Origin of the sequence: Sphingomonas sp. Leaf38 (assembly GCF_001421825.1) — a bacterium.
In the GTDB taxonomy this organism is placed as follows: Bacteria; Pseudomonadota; Alphaproteobacteria; order Sphingomonadales; family Sphingomonadaceae; genus Sphingomonas.
The window spans coordinates 131,551-147,760 of record NZ_LMLD01000004.1 but is presented as its reverse complement, the minus strand read 5'-3'; the positions used below and the strand labels follow the sequence as shown (position 1 = coordinate 147,760).

The window sequence follows — 16,210 nt, the reverse complement described above, 5'->3', positions numbered from 1 at the left end:
GCCCGAAACCGCGTTCGTGCGCGCCGACCGACTGCTCTACGCCGCGAAAGACCAGGGGCGGGACCAGGTCTGCGCGGGGTAATCCCGAAGATTGGCGCGATCTACGGTGCCGATGTGGCACTATGTCCCAACTTGCCTGGCGCCGGACCAGGTTTTCTTCATTATCTCAGCCGGTTAAGAAACTGGCACGCGCCATGCAAAGCATTCGATATCGGGGGCCGGATGGTCCGACACCCCGCCAATCGAAGGAAATCACCATGTCGTTCCGCTTTGAAACCGCTCAGCGTATCGCCCTCTCGTGCGTCGGCGCACTGTTCTTCGCCGCGATCGCCGTCAGCGCCGCAACGCCGATCATCCCGATCGCATAATCCCGCGCGGTCGGTTCCCCCGCCGCCTCAACCTCGTGCCACGGAGCGCCATCATGCGTCGCAGCATCCTCGTCGGGCTTGCCGCCTTTTCCACCACCGTCCTGTTGATCGTCACCCAAGCCGGCACGACGCTCGCCTGAACCCGGGTCAGACCGCCGCGCCTACTCCGACCGGGCCGGCCGGCGCCTCCTCGTCCCTCGAATAAAGCCCGATCAGCAGCCCCGCCGCAAGCACATGGCCGTTCATCGCCGCGACAACAGCAGAGCGTCCCGGCGTGACGCCGACATCCCCTGCCCCTGCGCCAACCGCGAAAAGCTGGAATGCATAGCGGTGCTCGCCGTGCCCGCTGGGCGGATCGGGCGGAAGCCAGCCCTCGCGTAGATAGGAATTGCGGCCGACGTCGCGACCGCCCGTATCACCCGCGCCATCGGCGACGATCGCGCCCTCGGCCAGATGCCCCGAGTCCGCCTCGAGCCCCCAGACGATCGCGTGGACCAGCGGTTGCGGTGTGGGCGCATCGGCATCCTCGACGATCAGCACCATGCGCGCGGTGCCGGCGGGCGGCGCGCTCCAGACGAGCGGCGGCGAGACGCCCTCGCCATCCGCAGTGAATCGCGGCGGCAGGCGGGCCTCGTGCGCGAACGCCGGGCTGGTCAGATCGAGCGCGGCGAAATCGCCCTCGAGCTGGGCGATCGCCAGGGTATCGGCACCGGCGCGCAGGCCGCTCATCGCGTGGCCGAGCCAAGCGGGAATGTGTTCGAGCATCGGCTCAGCTTTCCGAAGGACAGGTTTCGGCGCGGCGGACGGGGGCGGCACCGTCGTACCAGTCGCTTCGTGCGCCCATTTTGGCGGCGTCGTGATAGCAGACCTCGGTCTTGGCGCGCTTGGCATCGACGATCACCGTCCAGTTGTGATCGCCGCAATCATGCTGTTCGCATCCCCAGGCCGCGACGCGGTCGCCGAGCGTGAAGATCGGCGTCTCCGGGCCCGAGCGACCGCGGATCGTCTCGCGGAGCTTGGCATCGCCGACCGCGGCGACCAGACCCGAGGCGACGTCGGTGCGGTCGAAGAAATCGACGCCATTGACCGCGTCATGCGGGTATTTCCCGATATAGGCCGTGATCGGCGTGCTCTGCGTCTGTCCCGGTATCGGCGTCGGCGCGCGGGTCTGCGGCGGCGTGAAATTGCCCGCGGCAAGCGTGTCGGTCGGATCGTCGCTCTTGCCGCAACCGCTCAGCAGGGGAAGTGCGAGCATCGCCGCCATCGCGATCGTGATCATCGTCTTCATGCGCTACCTCTTTTATTGACGGATCAACGTATCGCCCCTCGCCAGAGTTGCGTCGTGTCGAGCGGCGCCGATAAGACGGGCATCGCGGACGACATGGGTATAGGATCGATCCGGGGCCTTCCGCCTCGCGAGGTGACGTCATGGCCAAGAGCCAGAAGAAATCGAACAAGGAAGTCCGCAAGCCCAAGGCCGAAAAGGCGCCCAAGGCGAATGCGTCGAACCCGACCAGCAAGGGCAAGGCCGTGGAGATGACGACGCTCAACTGAACGCGGACCGGAGGGCGGCGCGAACCGCGCCCCCCTCACCCTTCCCACGGCCGGGTGGTCGCGGAGGAGTCCGCGAGCGCGGATCGCGCTTACTCCAACGCCCCGCGGATCGCGCTTACTCCAACGCCGCACGGATCGCGGCGGCGGCGATGAACGGCGCGCCCGCGACCAGCACGAGACTGACCGCGGCGAGCAGTTTTATCGCGCCCGCGCCGCCCGCCGGGTCGAGCGAGCCTGCGCCAAAGATCAACAGCGGCACCGCGAGCGGGAGCATCACCAGCCCGGTGACCGCACCGCCGCCGCGCACGCCCGCGACGAGCGCGCTGGTGACGACCGCCAACGCAGCGAGACCCGGCGTGCCGATCAGCAAGCCGATCTCGACGCGCAGCAGCATGTCCGCCGAAAGATTGAGCAACCCCGCGGCCAAGACCGCAGCGAGCATCAGCGGCGGACCAAAGCTCAGCCAGTGCGCGATCGTCTTGGCCACCGCGACCGCCGCCATCGACAGGCCGCGCACCGAGAACTGATCGAACACGCCGGTCTCCAGATCGGGACCGACCAGCCGCTCGACCGGAAGCAGCGCCGCGAGCAACGCCGCGGTCCAGATCACGCCGCCGCCGATCTTGGTCAGCAGCGCGGCATCGGGGCCTATCGCGAACGGGAACAGCGTCGCCACCAACAGGAAGAACGCGACCACCAGCGTCGCACCGCCGCTCGCCACGCTGCGCCGGAGATCGCGGCGGATCACCGCGATCACAGCGCGATCTCCCGCGCGCCGGGTAAAGCCAGCGGCAGATGCGTGGCGACCAGCGCCATGCCGCCGGCTGCCCGGTGGGTGGCGATCAGCGCTTCGAGCCGCGCGACGGACGCCAGGTCGAGTCCGTTGGCAGGTTCGTCGAGCAGCCACACCGAGGCAGCGCTCGCCGCGACCCGCGCGATCGACGCACGACGGCGCTGGCCGGTGGAAAGCAGGCGGACGGGAATGCCCGCCAGCGCCTCGAGATCGAGCGCCTCGACCGCGCGGGCAACGCGCGTGTCCGGATCGGGTGCGCGGTCAAGTCCAGCCCAGAAGCGCAACGCGGCGACGAGCGATCGGTCGGTGTCGAGCGCGCTCGCTTCGGTGAGCAGAGCCCTGTCCACCTCACAGGTAACGGCACCGTCGAACGGTGCGAGCAGGCCGGCGGCGATACGGATCAGGCTCGACTTGCCGATCCCGTTGGGCCCGGTGACGATCGCCGCATCCCCCGGACCGAGATCGAACGAGACGCCTGAAAAGAGCAACCTTCCGCCCCGCACGCACGCGACGTCGCAAAACGCGAGCGTCACGGGGCCGAATCTTCCAGCGCGTGCATGTCGTCGTCGCTGAGACCGAAATGATGGCCGATCTCGTGGATCGTCACATGCGCGACGAGATCGTCGAGACGGACGCCGGTCTCGACCCATTCTTCCAGGATCGCGCGACGGTACAGCACGATCCGGTCGGGCATCGCGCCTGACTCCATCGACGATTTCTCGCCGAGCGGGCGGCCGTGGTAGAGGCCGGACAGGTCGAGCGGGTGGTCGAGGCCAAGCGCCGCCAGCGTTTCGTCGTCGGCAAATTCCTCGACCGCGAACACGATGTCGCCGAGATGGACCGCGAACTGCGCCGGCAGTCTGGCGATCGTCGCACGCGCGATCGCCTCGATCGCGTCGGCATCGGGTGCTTCCCCGTACCCCCCGCTCTGGATTGCAGCTTGCCCGCTCATCCGACCAGCCATAGTCGTTGCCTGAGGATAGCGGCAAGGGACACGCGAATGATCGAAGCGCTGAACGATACCGAGCGGGCCGAAGCGCTCGATGGGCTCGACGAGTGGGATTATGATGATGCGCGCGATGCGATCACGCGGACGATCGTGTTCGCCGATTTCGTCGAGGCGTTCGGCTTCATGACGCAGGTCGCGCTGATCGCCGAACGCGCGAACCACCATCCGGAGTGGAAGAACGTGTGGAATCGGGTCGAGATATTGCTCACGACGCATGACGCGGGCGGCTTGAGCCCGCGCGATATCGAAATGGCGGAAGCGATCGATGCGATCGTCGGCGACGCCTGAGGGTGAGACGGCACCGACGATCTCCCCCTCTCCGGTGGAGTTGCGGGTCGAGGTGGAAAGGTCGATGACACGAAGCTCTCGGCTTCGTTAGCGGCGTCCCCCCTGCGCCCCGACCAGTATCGGCGCGGTGCTGGCCTGCGGTGCGGTCACCGTTCCTCGCGAAGATCCCGGCGCATCCGCTTGCGGAGTGCGCCCGGCATCCAACGGGCCGCGAACGCCATGCGGTGCGCGGTCTTGCCGACATAGGTGTGGATTTTATCGCCATGGACCGCGGCCCACGCGGCCTCCGCGACCTTTTCGACGCCGGTGAGTTCGAGCCCCGCGCCCGTCACCGTCTCGCGGATCGAGTGATTGGTGTCGCCCGCGACCGAATCGAGCAGCGGCGTGTCGATGAAGCTCGGCACGATCGCGCGCACCTTGATGCCGTCCGCCGCCCATTCGCCATCGAGCGCCTCGGTGATCGCGCGAACGCCGAACTTGGTCGCCGAATACGGTGCGAGCCCCGACGAGCCATAGATCGCCGAGGCGGATGCGGTGTTGAGCAAACATGATCCGGGGGTGCGCTTGAGATAGGCATAGCCGATCCGCGCACCGTTGATCGCGCCGACCAGGTTGATCGCGATCACGCGGTCGATCTCGGCGAAATCGGTTTCCGCCAGCGGCCCGCCCGAGCCGATCCCGGCATTGTTGAACAATACGTCGAGGCGTCCGCCGGTGGTCGCGACGAACGCATCGAGGCACGTCACCCAGGCCTCACGGTCGCGCACGTCCATCTGGTAGCTGGTCGCCATGCCCGCCGGGAGCAGCGCGACCGTTTCGGCGAGGCTTGCGGCATTGACGTCCGCCAAGCCGACGCGCCAGCCCTTACGCGCGAACAGGATCGCAGTGGCTCGACCGATTCCCGATCCCCCGCCGGTGATGAAAATGCTCTGCTCGGTCATGACGCCTCTCTCTTGATTTGATTTTCCGGTATGTTTCCCGCATCCTGCAGGCAGATGCCAGACAATTCCCCCGCGCTCGCTTTCGAACGCGTCACCAAGACCTACGGGTCGACGATCGCGGTCGATGCGGTCTCGCTGGAGGTCGCGGGCGGGAGCTTCGTCGCGCTGGTCGGCACGTCGGGATCGGGCAAGTCGACCCTGCTCAAGACGATAAACCGGCTGGTCGAGCCGAGCGAAGGCCGCGTGACGATCGATGGCGCCGATGTCGCCGCCGAGCCGGCCCCCGGCCTGCGCCGACGGATCGGCTATGTCTTCCAGAATATCGGCCTGTTCCCGCACATGACGATCGCCGAGAATATCGCGATCGGGTTGCGGATCGCCGGGCGCAAGGATGACGCGAAGGTCGGCGAACTGCTCGATCTCGTCGACCTGCCGCGCGCTATCGCCGCACGGATGCCGGAGGCGCTCTCGGGCGGACAACGCCAACGCATCGGTATCGCACGGGCGCTTGCACCGGGCGCCAAGCTGCTGTTGCTCGACGAGGCGTTCGGCGCGCTCGATCCGGTGACGCGCGATGCCTTGGGGACGCGGATCCGCGAACTGCACGACCGGCTCGGGCTGACGACGATCCTGGTGACGCACGACATGGCGGAGGCGCTGCTGCTCGCCGATCGCGTGCTGGTCATGAAGGCCGGCCGGATCGTCGCCGATGCGACGCCTGCCGAACTGGCGTCGGGCAAGGGCGGCGACGACGCGCAGGCGCTCGTCCAGGTACCACGCGCGCAGGCCGAACGATTGCAGGCGCTGCGATGATCGGGCGCGTTTCGTGAGCGCGTTTCTCGACGCGCTGGGCCGCGTGCCGCCGTTGCTCGCCGCGCATGTGCTGCTGTCGGCGGCGGCGCTGCTGCTGGGGATCGCGATCAGCCTGCCGCTGGGGATTTGGTCGGCGCGCAACGCCACTGTCGCGCGCGTATCGCTCGGGTTTGCGAGCCTGGTCCAGACGATCCCGAGCCTGGCACTTCTCGCCCTGTTCTATCCTGTGCTGCTGAGCCTGTCGGCACTGGTCGGCGGCGGGATCCCCGCGCTCGGCTTCCTGCCGTCGCTGATCGCGCTGACGCTGTATGCGCTGCTGCCGATCATCCGCAATGCAGTGGCAGGGCTGCACGGGATCGACCCCGCCGTGATCCAGGCGGCGGATTCGGTCGGCATGACGCCTGCGCAAAAACTGCGACTGGTCGAAGCACCCTTGGTGGCACCGGTGCTGATCGCGGGCATCCGCACGGCGGCGGTGTGGACGATCGGCGCGGCGACGCTGTCGACGACGGTCGGCCAGCCGAGCCTGGGCGACATGATCTTCGCGGGGTTGCAGACCCAGAACTGGGCGCTGGTGCTTGCGGGCTGCGTATCGGCAGCGGCGCTGGCGCTGGCGGTCGACGCGCTGATCGGTGGGATCGAATATGGTTTTCGCGCGCGGCGGCGGTGGGTGTGGCTCGCGAGCGCAGTGGTGCTGGTCGCAGGGACGGCGGTCGCGACCCTGCCGCTCTGGCCGAAAAGTGGCGGCGACCGGACCGTGGTGGTCGGCGCGAAGAACTTTTCCGAGCAATACATCCTTGCCCGATTGATCGGCGATCGACTGGAGCGTGCAGGCTACACCGTCGAATATCGTGACGGGCTCGGATCCGCGGTGGTGTTCGGTGCGCTCTCGGGCGGCGATATCGACGTGTATGTCGATTATGCCGGGACGATCTGGGCGAACGAAATGAAGCGCAACGATGTCCCCGAGCACGCCGCGATGGTCGCGGCGATCGGTGCGTGGGCGAAGCGCGAACACGGCGTCGGGCTGATCGGCTCGCTCGGGTTCGAGAATGCCTATGCGTTCGCGATGAAAGGCGATGTGGCCAAGGCGAAGAACATTTCGAGCCTCGACGATCTGGTGAAGGCCGCGCCGGCGATGACGCTGGGCAGCGATCTGGAGTTTCTCGAGCGCCCCGAATGGGCAGCGGTAAAGCGCGCCTATCCGCTGCGCTTCGCCAAGACCACGCCGTACAGCCCCACCTTCATGTACCGCGCGCTGGAAAGCGGGAATGTCGACGTGATCTCGGCGTTTTCGTCGGACGGGCGGATCGCAGCGGACGGGCTGGCGGTGCTAAGCGATCCGCGGCGGGCGATTCCCGGCTACGATGCGATCCTGATGGTCGCGCCGAAGCGCACCGGGGATGCCAAGTTCGCTGCCGCGCTGAAGCCGCTGGTGGGCCGTATCCCGGTCCAGGCGATGCGCGCAGCAAACTACCGCGTAGACCGGGATGCGGACAAGCAGACGCCCGAGGCGGCGGCGCGGTGGCTGGCGGCGAAGGTCGGGCTATAGTCCCTCACCGCTCCGGGTAGAGGGCCTCAGAAGAACAGTTTGCGGATGCTGAGGCGAACGGTACGGCCGAGAGGATCGAGGTAATCCGGCTGGTAGGTGTTCGGCGTCGCGCCGGTTGCGTCCGTGACCCGCTGGCGGGTGTTGAACACATTATCGACCGACAGGCTGACCCGCATGCCGCGCAACCACGGGTGCGCCTTCACCCATTCGAGCCGCTGGCCGAGATCGGCGAACAGTCGCGCGTTCGCGGTCGCGAGTCCGCCGAAGTTGAGCGTCTCCGGAGCGGCCGCAGTGCCGCCGTTGACGCGCGTACCGGTTGCGTAATTGGCGGAGATTCGCGCGCCGAGGCCGTTGTTGGTGTAGCCCGCCTGCGCCTCGAGTTCATGGCGCGATTGACCACCGCTGTTGCCGATCGCGTCGCCGTTCAGCAGATTGAGGCTCGGGCCGCCGTTCGCGACGAGCACGCGGTCGGTGAAATGCCACGTGTGGTAGACCGCAAACTGGAGGCGGCCACCCGCCTGCCCGCCACGCCCGCCGAACCCGCGCCCGCCGCCACCCGGACCGCCACCGCCTGGGCCGCCGCCGCCTTGTCCGCCGCCGCCTCGTCCGCCGCCACGGGGAGTACCACCCCCCACACCCTCCGCACGACGGCCACCGCCGGGCGGGCGCAGCCCCTCGAACGGATTGGGACCGGTCCCCGCGCGATACGCCTCGAGTTCCTTCTGGATCTTGGACTTGAGCGGCGCGGAGAAATTGATCCCCCAGCGCAGTTCGGAACGGTCGCTGCGCGCGAAATTGATCGGCCGACGGTCGACCTGCAGCAGATTTCTCGCGGCGTCGCGCGTGAACCGATCGGGAAACGCCGCTTCGATTGCCGCGGTCGCCGACGGGAAGGCGGCGATCGGATTGTCGACCCGGCTTTCGACATAGTTCGCGGTGATCGACAGGTCCTTTGCCGACCACGGCTTCAGCGTCAGCCCGACTTTCTTGACGTGGTTGTTATCCGAGACGAGCCCGGGATTGCCGCCGCTGATCGTCGTGACGGTCGCCGTCGTGCCGCGGACGTAATCGAAGATACGGACGTTGGGCGTGGTGATCGACGGGTTGCCGAGCTGTTGCGCGGTCGGTGCCTCGTCGGTGTCGGTGACCGATGCGATGACGCGCACACCTTCGATCGGCGACCAGTTCGCACCATAGCCGAGCGTGGTCAGCGTGCCGAAGTCGGACAGATGATCCGCAGCGAGATTGAAGTTCGCCGACAGCGTGCCGAGGAACGGCAGCACGTCCCTCGACCGGCTTGTCAGCGGCAGGTCGACATTGACCTGGCCGTTGACGGTATCGCGTGACACCTGGCCGCGCTGTGTCAGGCCCGCACGATAGGAACGGCTGTCGAAATCCGCGGTCTGCCCCCCGAACTTTATCGTCGTCGAGACCGCGCCCGCGGGCAGGCTGAAGAGATTGCCGTTCGCCACCGCATTGATCTCGCCGGTGTTCTGCGTCGCATAGGCGCGGTTGCCGGCGGCGGCGCCGATATCGCCGGTGGTGAGGCGGGCGAACGGGTTGGCAGTCGGATCGCCAGCCCTGAGCCGTGCCTGGAACGCGCTGGCATCCACCCCATTCTCGGTAAAAGTCTGCGTGTCGCTGAGGTCGTAATTGCCCGTGACGTTCCAGCGCCACGTGCCGACATCGCCGTTGAGCGTGGTGCCGAGATGTGCCGCGATCGATGAGGTGCGCTGGGTGAGCGGCAGAAAGCCATCGTCGTTGAGCGCCCGGTACAGCGGGGTGGCGCCGCCGAGGTCGAGCGTCGCGACGGGCAGGCCGTTGCGGCTGCGGCTGTCGGTCGATTCGAGGCGGCCGTTGATCGTCGCCCCGACGTTGCCGAAGATGTTGCGTGCATACACGCTGTTCACGGTAAAGGTGCTGCTGGCCGACTGGAGCGTGCGGAACGGCCGCTGATCGACGATCGCATTGTCCGCGCCGACCGCACTGGTCGCGGTCGGCGCGGGGGCCGTGATATCGCGCTCGGCCTCGGTCAGCGCCGAGGTCGAGCTGTATTCCGCATGCAGGTTGACGCGGCGGTCGCGCGCGATGCTGAGCAGGTCGAGCTTGCCATTCGGGGACGTGCTGCCGCCTTCGGTGGGCATCTTGTCGACGGCCTCGGCGGTTACCGCGCGGAAGCGGCGGCGCAGGACGAAGTTCACGACCTTCTGGTCCGCGCGATAGCCGTATTTGAGCGCGACCTCCTCGGGCAGGATTTCGACGCGCTGGATCGCCTCGGTCGGGATGTCGCGGATTTCCGAGAAGCTGGAGATCCGGCGGCCGTTGAGCAACACGACCGGCGCGCCACCGCTGCCGCGACCGCTGGTGGTCTGCGGACTGAGTTCATTCAGCAGGTCGGAGATCGAGCTAACGCCGTAGGATCGGATTTCCGCCTGGCCCAGCGTCTGGTCGGGCGGAATGTCGCCGATCACCGCGCCGGGCAGTTTGCGCGATCCGGTGACGACGATCTCCTCGGACTCGGCGCCCTCGTCCTGCTCCGCCGCCTGCGCGGCGGGAGCGGTCGCGGGTCGCGATGGTGCCTGTTGCGCCGCCGCCATCGCGGGCAGGCTCACCGCCAGAACCAGACCCAGTTTACGCATACTCGTCACCCCGAGGATCGACCGTCGACCCGGTGTTCCCCCTAGCCGAGAATTGTCGCAGGACTATGCCGGTTCGACGACCGATCAGCGCGCCATCAGCGCGTCCATCTCCTCGAGCGGTACGCCCTTCGTCTCGGGGAAGTAGAGGAACACCGTCACGAACTGCACCGCCATCATCGCGGCGAAGAACAGGAAGGGTAGCCCGGCCGACCATGCCGCGGCGATCGGGAAGACCTGCGCGATCACCGCGTTCCAGCCCCAATGGCTCGACGAGCCGATACTCGAGCCGCGCGCACGTACATTCTGCGGGAACACCTCCGAGATATAGACCCAGATCACCGCACCCGAGCCGGGGGCGAAGAACATGATGAAGACGATCAGCGACGGCAGCAGCAGCCAGCCCGGCAGCACGCCGAGCAGCGCCAGCCCGCCGACGGTGAGCGCGGCGGTCATCCCCGCCGAGCCCCATAGCAGCAGCGTCCGCCGTCCGATCCGGTCGATCAGCAGCATCCCGAGCAGCGTGAAGACCATGTTGGCGACGCCGATCATCACCGCCTGCAGGTCCGGCGACAGGCTGCCGCCAGACGCCTTGAAGATGTCGTTGAGGTAATAGAGGAACGCGTTGATGCCGCTGAACTGGTTGAACATCGCAACCAGGAAGGCGAGCGTGATCGGCTTGCGGTGTCGCATCCAGGAGAGCGACGAATCGCCCTTGGGCGCATCGAGGTCGGCGCGCGCGACGTCCGGACTCATGCCGACCAGCGCGAGCACCTGCTTCGCCTCCGCGTCGCGCCGCTTGGCAAGCAGCCAGCGCGGCGAGTTCGGAATGCGGAAGAGGAGCGCAAAGAACACCAGCGACGGTGCCGCGACGATCCCCAGCTTCCACCGCCACTCGACATCGCCCAGGTCGAGCGCGCCGATGATCGCGTTCGAGACATAGGCGAGCAGGATGCCGAGAATGACCGCAAACTGGAACCCGCCGACCATCTTGCCGCGCTGTGCCGGCGGTGCGAGTTCGGCGATATAAGCGGGTGCGAGCACCGACGAACCGCCGATCGCGATGCCGTTGATGAAGCGGAAGCCGATGAAACTGTGCCAGTTCCATGCCAGCGCGCAACCAAGCGCGGTGACCACGTAGAGGAAGGCGAGCATCCGCAACACGTTGCGGCTGCCGTAGCGATCGCCGAGCGTCCCCACGAACAGCGCGCCGATCAGCGTACCCCAAAGTGCCGACGAGACGGTAAAGCCGAGCCACGCCTCGCTGAGCGCGAATTTCGCCTTCAGCGCGCCGGTGACGCCGGCGATCACCGCGGTATCGAACCCGAACAACAGGCCCGCCAGCGCGGCGGTGGCGATGCTCGCGATCAGGACCGTATCGGGGCGGGTCGTCGGTGGCTGTGCGCTCATGCGCGGCGGGTTCCGGGGGAAGCGTCCATGCCCCCGTTTCGAACAGTTCGCGGTTTGCGGCAAGGCCACTGCACGCCGTTTCAGACAGCAAAAACACCCGTATCAAGTCTTTGAAGGCGCGTTAACGACTTGGCCCCTAGCCCATCCCGGCGACAGGGGCGAAGGGGCGAGACGTTGACGACCGGATTGACGAAACTGCTGTTCGCCGCCGCCTGCGTCGCACCATCCCCGGCATGGGCGGCGTGTACCGTCGCCAATACCGGGCCGACCTCGATCGGCAGCTATCCCTCGTCGACGATACAGGCGGGCACCGCGATCTACGCGAAAGTGCCGGCCGGGTTCGACTGCGCCGACGCGATCCTGACGGCGCTGAGCGGCGACAGCCTGAGCGTCACCGCTACCAGCACGCAAGCGTTCAAGCTGACCTCCGCCACCACCGGCAGCAGCGTCAGCTATGTCCTCGCCGCCGACAGCGCCGCGACCAAGCCGATCACGCCCGGCACCAGATTCTTTTATCTGAACGGCACGCTCATCAACCTGCTTGGACTGCTCGGCAACAGCGTCCGCAACGTCCCGATCTACGTCAAACCCACCGCCACGGCGGAGATTGCACCGGGCACCTATACGGGCAATTTCCAGCTCGCCTGGGAGTGGAAGCTGTGCACGGTCGGCGTCGCAGTCTGCCTTGGCTCGACGCAGAGCACGGGACCGGTGACCGCGACGGTGTCGATCACCATGGTCGTGCAGGCCAAGCCGGTCGGGGTCGTCATCACCACGCGCACGACCTGGGACCCGCAGTCGACGACGGTCAATCCGCGCGCCATCCCGGGCAGCAAACAGCGCACGTCGATCACGCTGAGCAACCCCAACATCGTCGCGGTCGACGCCAATACGCTCGCCGTCGTCGTGCCGACGCCGACGCGCGGGGCGATCGCACTCGACGGCGACGGAACCGCCTCGACGGCCTATCTCGTTCCCACGGAAGGATCCCCCGCCTCGTCGCTCGGCGCCACCTACACCGCGCCAGGAAGCACGACCGACGACGTCGATTTCTCGTCGGACAACGGCGCCACCTGGACCTATGATCCGACGACCGCGCCGAAGGCGGTCACCACTGTCCGCGTCCGCCCGCGTGGCACGATGGCGGCGGGATCGAGCTTCAGCGTGTCGTTGCCCTATGCGCTGTTCTAACCGGAATTATCGTCCCCGGCCTGCGGGGTCGGGGCGAACGACCCGACCAGCTCCATCTTGGTCGCGGTTGTCCCCACCTCGATCCCCGCCTCGCGAAACTGGCGGAGCAGCGTGAACAGCAGCTCGCTGCGGATCGGATAGGCATCGCGCGGGCTCGCCACATAGGCAAAGCAGTTGAACTTGGCGCGGCCGGCGTCGATCGAATCGATGAACACCTTCGCCTCGGGATCATCGAGCACCTCGTGCTTGTCCGCGAACGCGGCGAACAACATGGTGCGCACGGCATCCAGGTCCTCCTCGAGCGGGACCGAGAATTGCAGCTGGATCCGGCCCAGCGGCGCGGCCAGCGTCATGTTCTGGATCGTCTTGGTGATCAGTTCCGAGTTGGGCACGATCAGCGTCGATCGGTCCGCCACCTGGATCTCGGTCGAGCGGACGTTGATCCGTTTCACGTCGCCCTCCATGTTGCCGATCCGGACGAGATCGCCGATCTTGACCGGGCGTTCGGCGAGCAGGATCAGGCCGGAGACGAAGTTCTGCGTGATCGCCTGGAGGCCGAAGCCGATCCCGACCGACAGCGCGCCTAGCACGACCGCGAGCTTTTCCATGCCGATGCCGAGCGCCCCGAGCGACCACAGCACCGCGGCGATGATCCCGGCATAGCGCGCGACCATCGTCACCGAATTCTGCGCGCCCGCATCCATCGCGGTCGTCGGCAGGTAGCTGTTCACCAGCCAATGCTGCAGCCCGCGCATGATCGCGAGCGCGACGAACAGCACCGCGAGCGAGCGCAGCACCGCGCCCGGCGAGATCGTGACCTGGCCGATCGTGATGCCGTTCGCGACCGTCCCGAACAGTTCGAACGCCGAGCCGACGCCCGCGCCGAACGGGGCCATGACCGCGCCGACCGCCAGCATGATCAGCAACAGCCGCAGCACCGCGGACAGCAGCACGCCGATCTGGTCGACGGTCTTGTTGTCGACGCCGAAACCGCTGTTGGCCGAGCGGCCGAGGCGGTTGCCGCTCGACAGCAAGGTCCGGCAGGCGTCGTCGGTGAAGGTCATCATCAAGTACAGGCTCGCCCCGACGATCGCGCCCCAGACCAGCCATGTCGCGACCTTCAGCGCAAAATTCACATAGCCGATCAGCCCGGCGACCAGCGCGACGATCAGAACCAGCCAGACGAGCGTCGCGACGATCGCGAGCAGCGTGTTGCGCGCGGGTTTGGTCGGATCGGGCAGCGCGGCGGCGCGCAGCCGGCCAAGCGTGACGAGGATCGCGCCGAGCAGGACGATGTGCAACAGCGCGACGACCGCGTTGGCCGCGCTCGATGCGGGCGCGCTGACGCCGATCAGCGTGTTGGTCGCGATCAGCAATTGGCCGCCGAAGATCAGCGCAGCCGCCATCCAGCTATACGGCCTGAGCGCCTGCGCGGCGGCGTCGCCGATCGGCAGCAGCCGCCACGTCGGCTGGCTCCGCAGCAGCAGCGCGCCGCCCAGCGACGAGACGAACGCGCAGAACCACGAGATCCCGACGAAGATCGCGCCGAACCGGCTCCACGCGGGCGTGACGAGCCCGCCCCAGCGCAGCGACGCGACGATCGCCCACGCCGCAAACCCCGGCAGTGCGGTCCCGATCACCACCAGCCACAACGCATAGGCCGAGCGGCGCAGCCGGCCGCCGGGCGTGTGATTGGCCGCATAGCGACGCCCGACGCCGTGCAGCCAGCGCCGCAGCGGGATGATCAGGACGAGCGCCGCCAGCAGCCCGACCAGCAGGCCGGTGCCCGCGCGCGTATCGAACCGCGCCGCGAACTGGCGCAGTTCGGTGGTGGCGAACCGCGTGAGCCGCGCGGTGTCGCGCGGCAGGTGATCGATGATCGCCGCCCACAGCGTCGGCGACAGCGGCGAGCCGGTGTTCTCGGACAGTTGCTGGCCGAGCTCCTCCGCCTCGGCCGCGCCGATATCGTCGATCTGCTGCTTGGCCTCGATCCCGATCAGCTTGGCGCGCTTGATCGCCGAGTCGATCGCCGACTGGCTCTGTGCGAGGAGCCGGCGCTGCTGGCGGATCTCGGGCGCCTCGACCACGCCCGGCGTCGCCGCGCCGAGTTCGGCAACGCGCGCCTGCACCAGCGCCATCTCGGGGGTCAGCGTGCGGACCGCGTCGGCGGCGGTGGTCTGCACCGCCTGCGCACGATCGCGCAACGCCTGGCGCGCCTTGTCGTCGCGTGCCGCCGGCGTGGCGTCGTCGATCGCCTGGAGCTCGGCCGAGGCCCGGGTGAGGCCGGCGGCGACGGTCGCGACCTTGGTCTCGTTTTGCGCGGCGGCGGGGAGTGCGGTGATCGCGGCAACCGCGAGGAGGAGCGCGGCAAGGTAACGGAGGAGAGTCATCCGGGGTGCTTTACAGCGGTGGGCGGATAAACGGGAGGGGGCGGCGGAATCACCAGGCCAAGATGCACGCCGCTGCCCTCGCAAACACCACCCCGGCGAAGGCCGGGGCCCAATTGGGGGCCGATAATGGTGGAAGTCGGCGTGCCGTCACGAGCGCCTTACCACTTGGGCCCCGGCCTTCGCCGGGGTGGTGTTCCTATGGGGGAGTGGTCGCGAAATACAGACGCCCACCCCCTTGTTCTCCCGCGAAGGCGGGAGCCCAGACTGAGTCCCCGCCTTCGCGGGGAAACACATTGCGCCCCCGTCACCCCGGCCTAGACCCGGCCCGCTCGCGCACGCTCAGTCGAGTTCGAGGATCACCTGGTCGACCGCCAGGCTGTCGCCGGTCTTCGCCGCGACTGACTTGACCGTGCCGGTCTTTTCGGCGCGCAGGATGTTCTCCATCTTCATCGCCTCGACCACCGCGAGCGGCTGGCCCGCCTCGACCTTGTCGCCCGCCGCGACGTCGAGCCGCACGAGCAGACCCGGCATCGGGCAGATCAGGAATTTCGACAGATCGGGCGCGACCTTCTCGATCATGTGCGCGGTATAGGGGGCGACGCGCGCCGGCAGCACGCGCACGACGTGGCTCGCGCCCCGCGTGGTGAGCTTGAAGCCCGCGCGGGCCTTGGCGATGCGGATCGTGAGATGCTCGTCGCCATCGACTCCGTGACCGTCGGCGACCACCATCCGGTCGCCAGGCGTATATTCGAGCGCCAGATCGAGATCCTCGCCGTCGACCATGATGCCGTCGGTCGACACGGTCACCGCATGGTCGACCTTATCGATCGTCACCGACCAGTCGGCAGGCGGGCGCAGGCGCTTGCCGAGCTGCCCATCGACGCGGCGCGCGCGGTCGGCCTCCGCGGTCGCGGCGAACGCGGCGACCGCCGCGAGCGTCTTGAGCAACCCGGCATTAGCGGGCGCACCGTGGAAGCCGTCGGGATATTCCTCGGCGATGAACCCGGTGGTCAGCGCGCCCGACTGGAAGCGCGGGTGCTGCATGATCGCCGACAGGAAATCGATGTTGTTGCCCGGCCCCTCGAGCTCGAACGCGTCGAGCGCGGCGATCTGCGCGGCGATCGCGGCGTCGCGGGTGGGCGCCCAGGTGATGAGCTTGGCGATCATCGGGTCGTAGAACATGCTGACCTCGCCACCCTCGCGGACGCCGTCGTCGACGCGGACATACGCATCTCCCCTTCCGCTTGCGGGAGGGGTTGGGGGAG

General features: G+C 67.7%; 15 protein-coding genes. 5 read left to right on the top strand and 10 right to left on the bottom strand.

Annotated features, from left to right (window positions below; all coding sequences use genetic code 11):
• Positions 1-515 precede the first annotated feature (515 nt).
• Together ASE88_RS00905 and ASE88_RS00900 are read right to left on the bottom strand one after the other, a co-directional pair.
• A complete protein-coding gene (locus tag ASE88_RS00905; RefSeq protein ID WP_056474280.1) occupies positions 516-1,133 on the bottom strand; it encodes a YbhB/YbcL family Raf kinase inhibitor-like protein in 618 nt (205 codons plus the stop codon).
• A 4-nt stretch (positions 1,134-1,137) separates the two neighbouring features.
• On the bottom strand, positions 1,138-1,656 hold the full coding sequence (locus ASE88_RS00900; protein ID WP_235527613.1) for a hypothetical protein: 519 nt from the start codon (positions 1,654-1,656) through the stop codon (positions 1,138-1,140).
• 140 nt (positions 1,657-1,796) lie between these two features.
• Between ASE88_RS00900 and ASE88_RS19705 the strand changes: the two genes are divergently transcribed.
• Positions 1,797-1,922 carry a hypothetical protein gene (locus tag ASE88_RS19705; protein ID WP_259466878.1) on the top strand — a complete coding sequence of 42 codons (126 nt, stop codon included), beginning with the start codon at positions 1,797-1,799 and terminating at the stop codon, positions 1,920-1,922.
• Positions 1,923-2,037: 115 nt separating this feature from the next.
• On the opposite strand, the gene ASE88_RS00895 is transcribed toward ASE88_RS19705, so the two are convergent.
• The 3 genes from ASE88_RS00895 to ASE88_RS00885 are packed head-to-tail and all read right to left on the bottom strand — an operon-like array spanning position 2,038 to position 3,667.
• A complete protein-coding gene (locus ASE88_RS00895; protein WP_056474279.1) occupies positions 2,038-2,679 on the bottom strand; it encodes a heme exporter protein CcmB in 642 nt (213 codons plus the stop codon).
• A complete protein-coding gene (ccmA, locus tag ASE88_RS00890; RefSeq protein ID WP_056474276.1) occupies positions 2,676-3,248 on the bottom strand; it encodes a heme ABC exporter ATP-binding protein CcmA in 573 nt (190 codons plus the stop codon). The genes ASE88_RS00895 and ccmA overlap by 4 nt, the downstream gene beginning before the upstream one ends.
• The gene (locus ASE88_RS00885) at positions 3,245-3,667 is read right to left on the bottom strand and encodes a metallopeptidase family protein (protein ID WP_414893219.1); all 423 of its coding nucleotides are present in this window, start codon (positions 3,665-3,667) and stop codon (positions 3,245-3,247) included. The genes ccmA and ASE88_RS00885 overlap by 4 nt, the downstream gene beginning before the upstream one ends.
• A gap of 48 nt (positions 3,668-3,715) precedes the next feature.
• Between ASE88_RS00885 and ASE88_RS00880 the strand changes: the two genes are divergently transcribed.
• Positions 3,716-4,012, top strand: coding sequence for a 4a-hydroxytetrahydrobiopterin dehydratase (locus ASE88_RS00880; RefSeq protein WP_055881974.1), 297 nt, complete (start codon positions 3,716-3,718; stop codon positions 4,010-4,012).
• A 146-nt stretch (positions 4,013-4,158) separates the two neighbouring features.
• Here ASE88_RS00880 and ASE88_RS00875 read toward each other — a convergent pair whose 3' ends face one another.
• Complete coding sequence (locus ASE88_RS00875) at positions 4,159-4,953, bottom strand: SDR family oxidoreductase (RefSeq protein WP_056474270.1); 795 nt, start codon at positions 4,951-4,953, stop codon at positions 4,159-4,161.
• A gap of 54 nt (positions 4,954-5,007) precedes the next feature.
• On the opposite strand from ASE88_RS00875, the gene ASE88_RS00870 reads away from it, so the two are divergent.
• A complete protein-coding gene (locus ASE88_RS00870; protein ID WP_056474268.1) occupies positions 5,008-5,766 on the top strand; it encodes an ABC transporter ATP-binding protein in 759 nt (252 codons plus the stop codon).
• Between the two features lie 13 nt (positions 5,767-5,779).
• Positions 5,780-7,318 (top strand): ABC transporter permease/substrate-binding protein, encoded by a 1,539-nt coding sequence (locus ASE88_RS00865; protein ID WP_056474266.1) that lies wholly within the window; start codon positions 5,780-5,782, stop codon positions 7,316-7,318.
• A gap of 26 nt (positions 7,319-7,344) precedes the next feature.
• Here ASE88_RS00865 and ASE88_RS00860 read toward each other — a convergent pair whose 3' ends face one another.
• A complete protein-coding gene (locus ASE88_RS00860) occupies positions 7,345-9,957 on the bottom strand; it encodes a TonB-dependent receptor plug domain-containing protein (RefSeq protein WP_056474262.1) in 2,613 nt (870 codons plus the stop codon).
• 84 nt (positions 9,958-10,041) lie between these two features.
• Positions 10,042-11,364: a sugar porter family MFS transporter gene (locus ASE88_RS00855; RefSeq protein ID WP_056474258.1), complete on the bottom strand. Its 1,323-nt coding sequence runs from the start codon at positions 11,362-11,364 to the stop codon at positions 10,042-10,044.
• A gap of 174 nt (positions 11,365-11,538) precedes the next feature.
• On the opposite strand from ASE88_RS00855, the gene ASE88_RS00850 reads away from it, so the two are divergent.
• A complete protein-coding gene (locus tag ASE88_RS00850; protein WP_055881993.1) occupies positions 11,539-12,555 on the top strand; it encodes a spore coat protein U domain-containing protein in 1,017 nt (338 codons plus the stop codon).
• Here ASE88_RS00850 and ASE88_RS00845 read toward each other — a convergent pair.
• Both ASE88_RS00845 and ASE88_RS18075 read right to left on the bottom strand, forming a co-directional pair.
• A complete protein-coding gene (locus tag ASE88_RS00845) occupies positions 12,552-14,945 on the bottom strand; it encodes a DUF3772 domain-containing protein (RefSeq protein ID WP_056474256.1) in 2,394 nt (797 codons plus the stop codon). The genes ASE88_RS00850 and ASE88_RS00845 overlap by 4 nt on opposite strands.
• Positions 14,946-15,284: 339 nt before the next feature.
• A partial coding sequence (locus ASE88_RS18075) for a biotin/lipoyl-containing protein (protein ID WP_321163387.1) occupies positions 15,285-16,210 on the bottom strand: 926 nt, incomplete at its 5' end.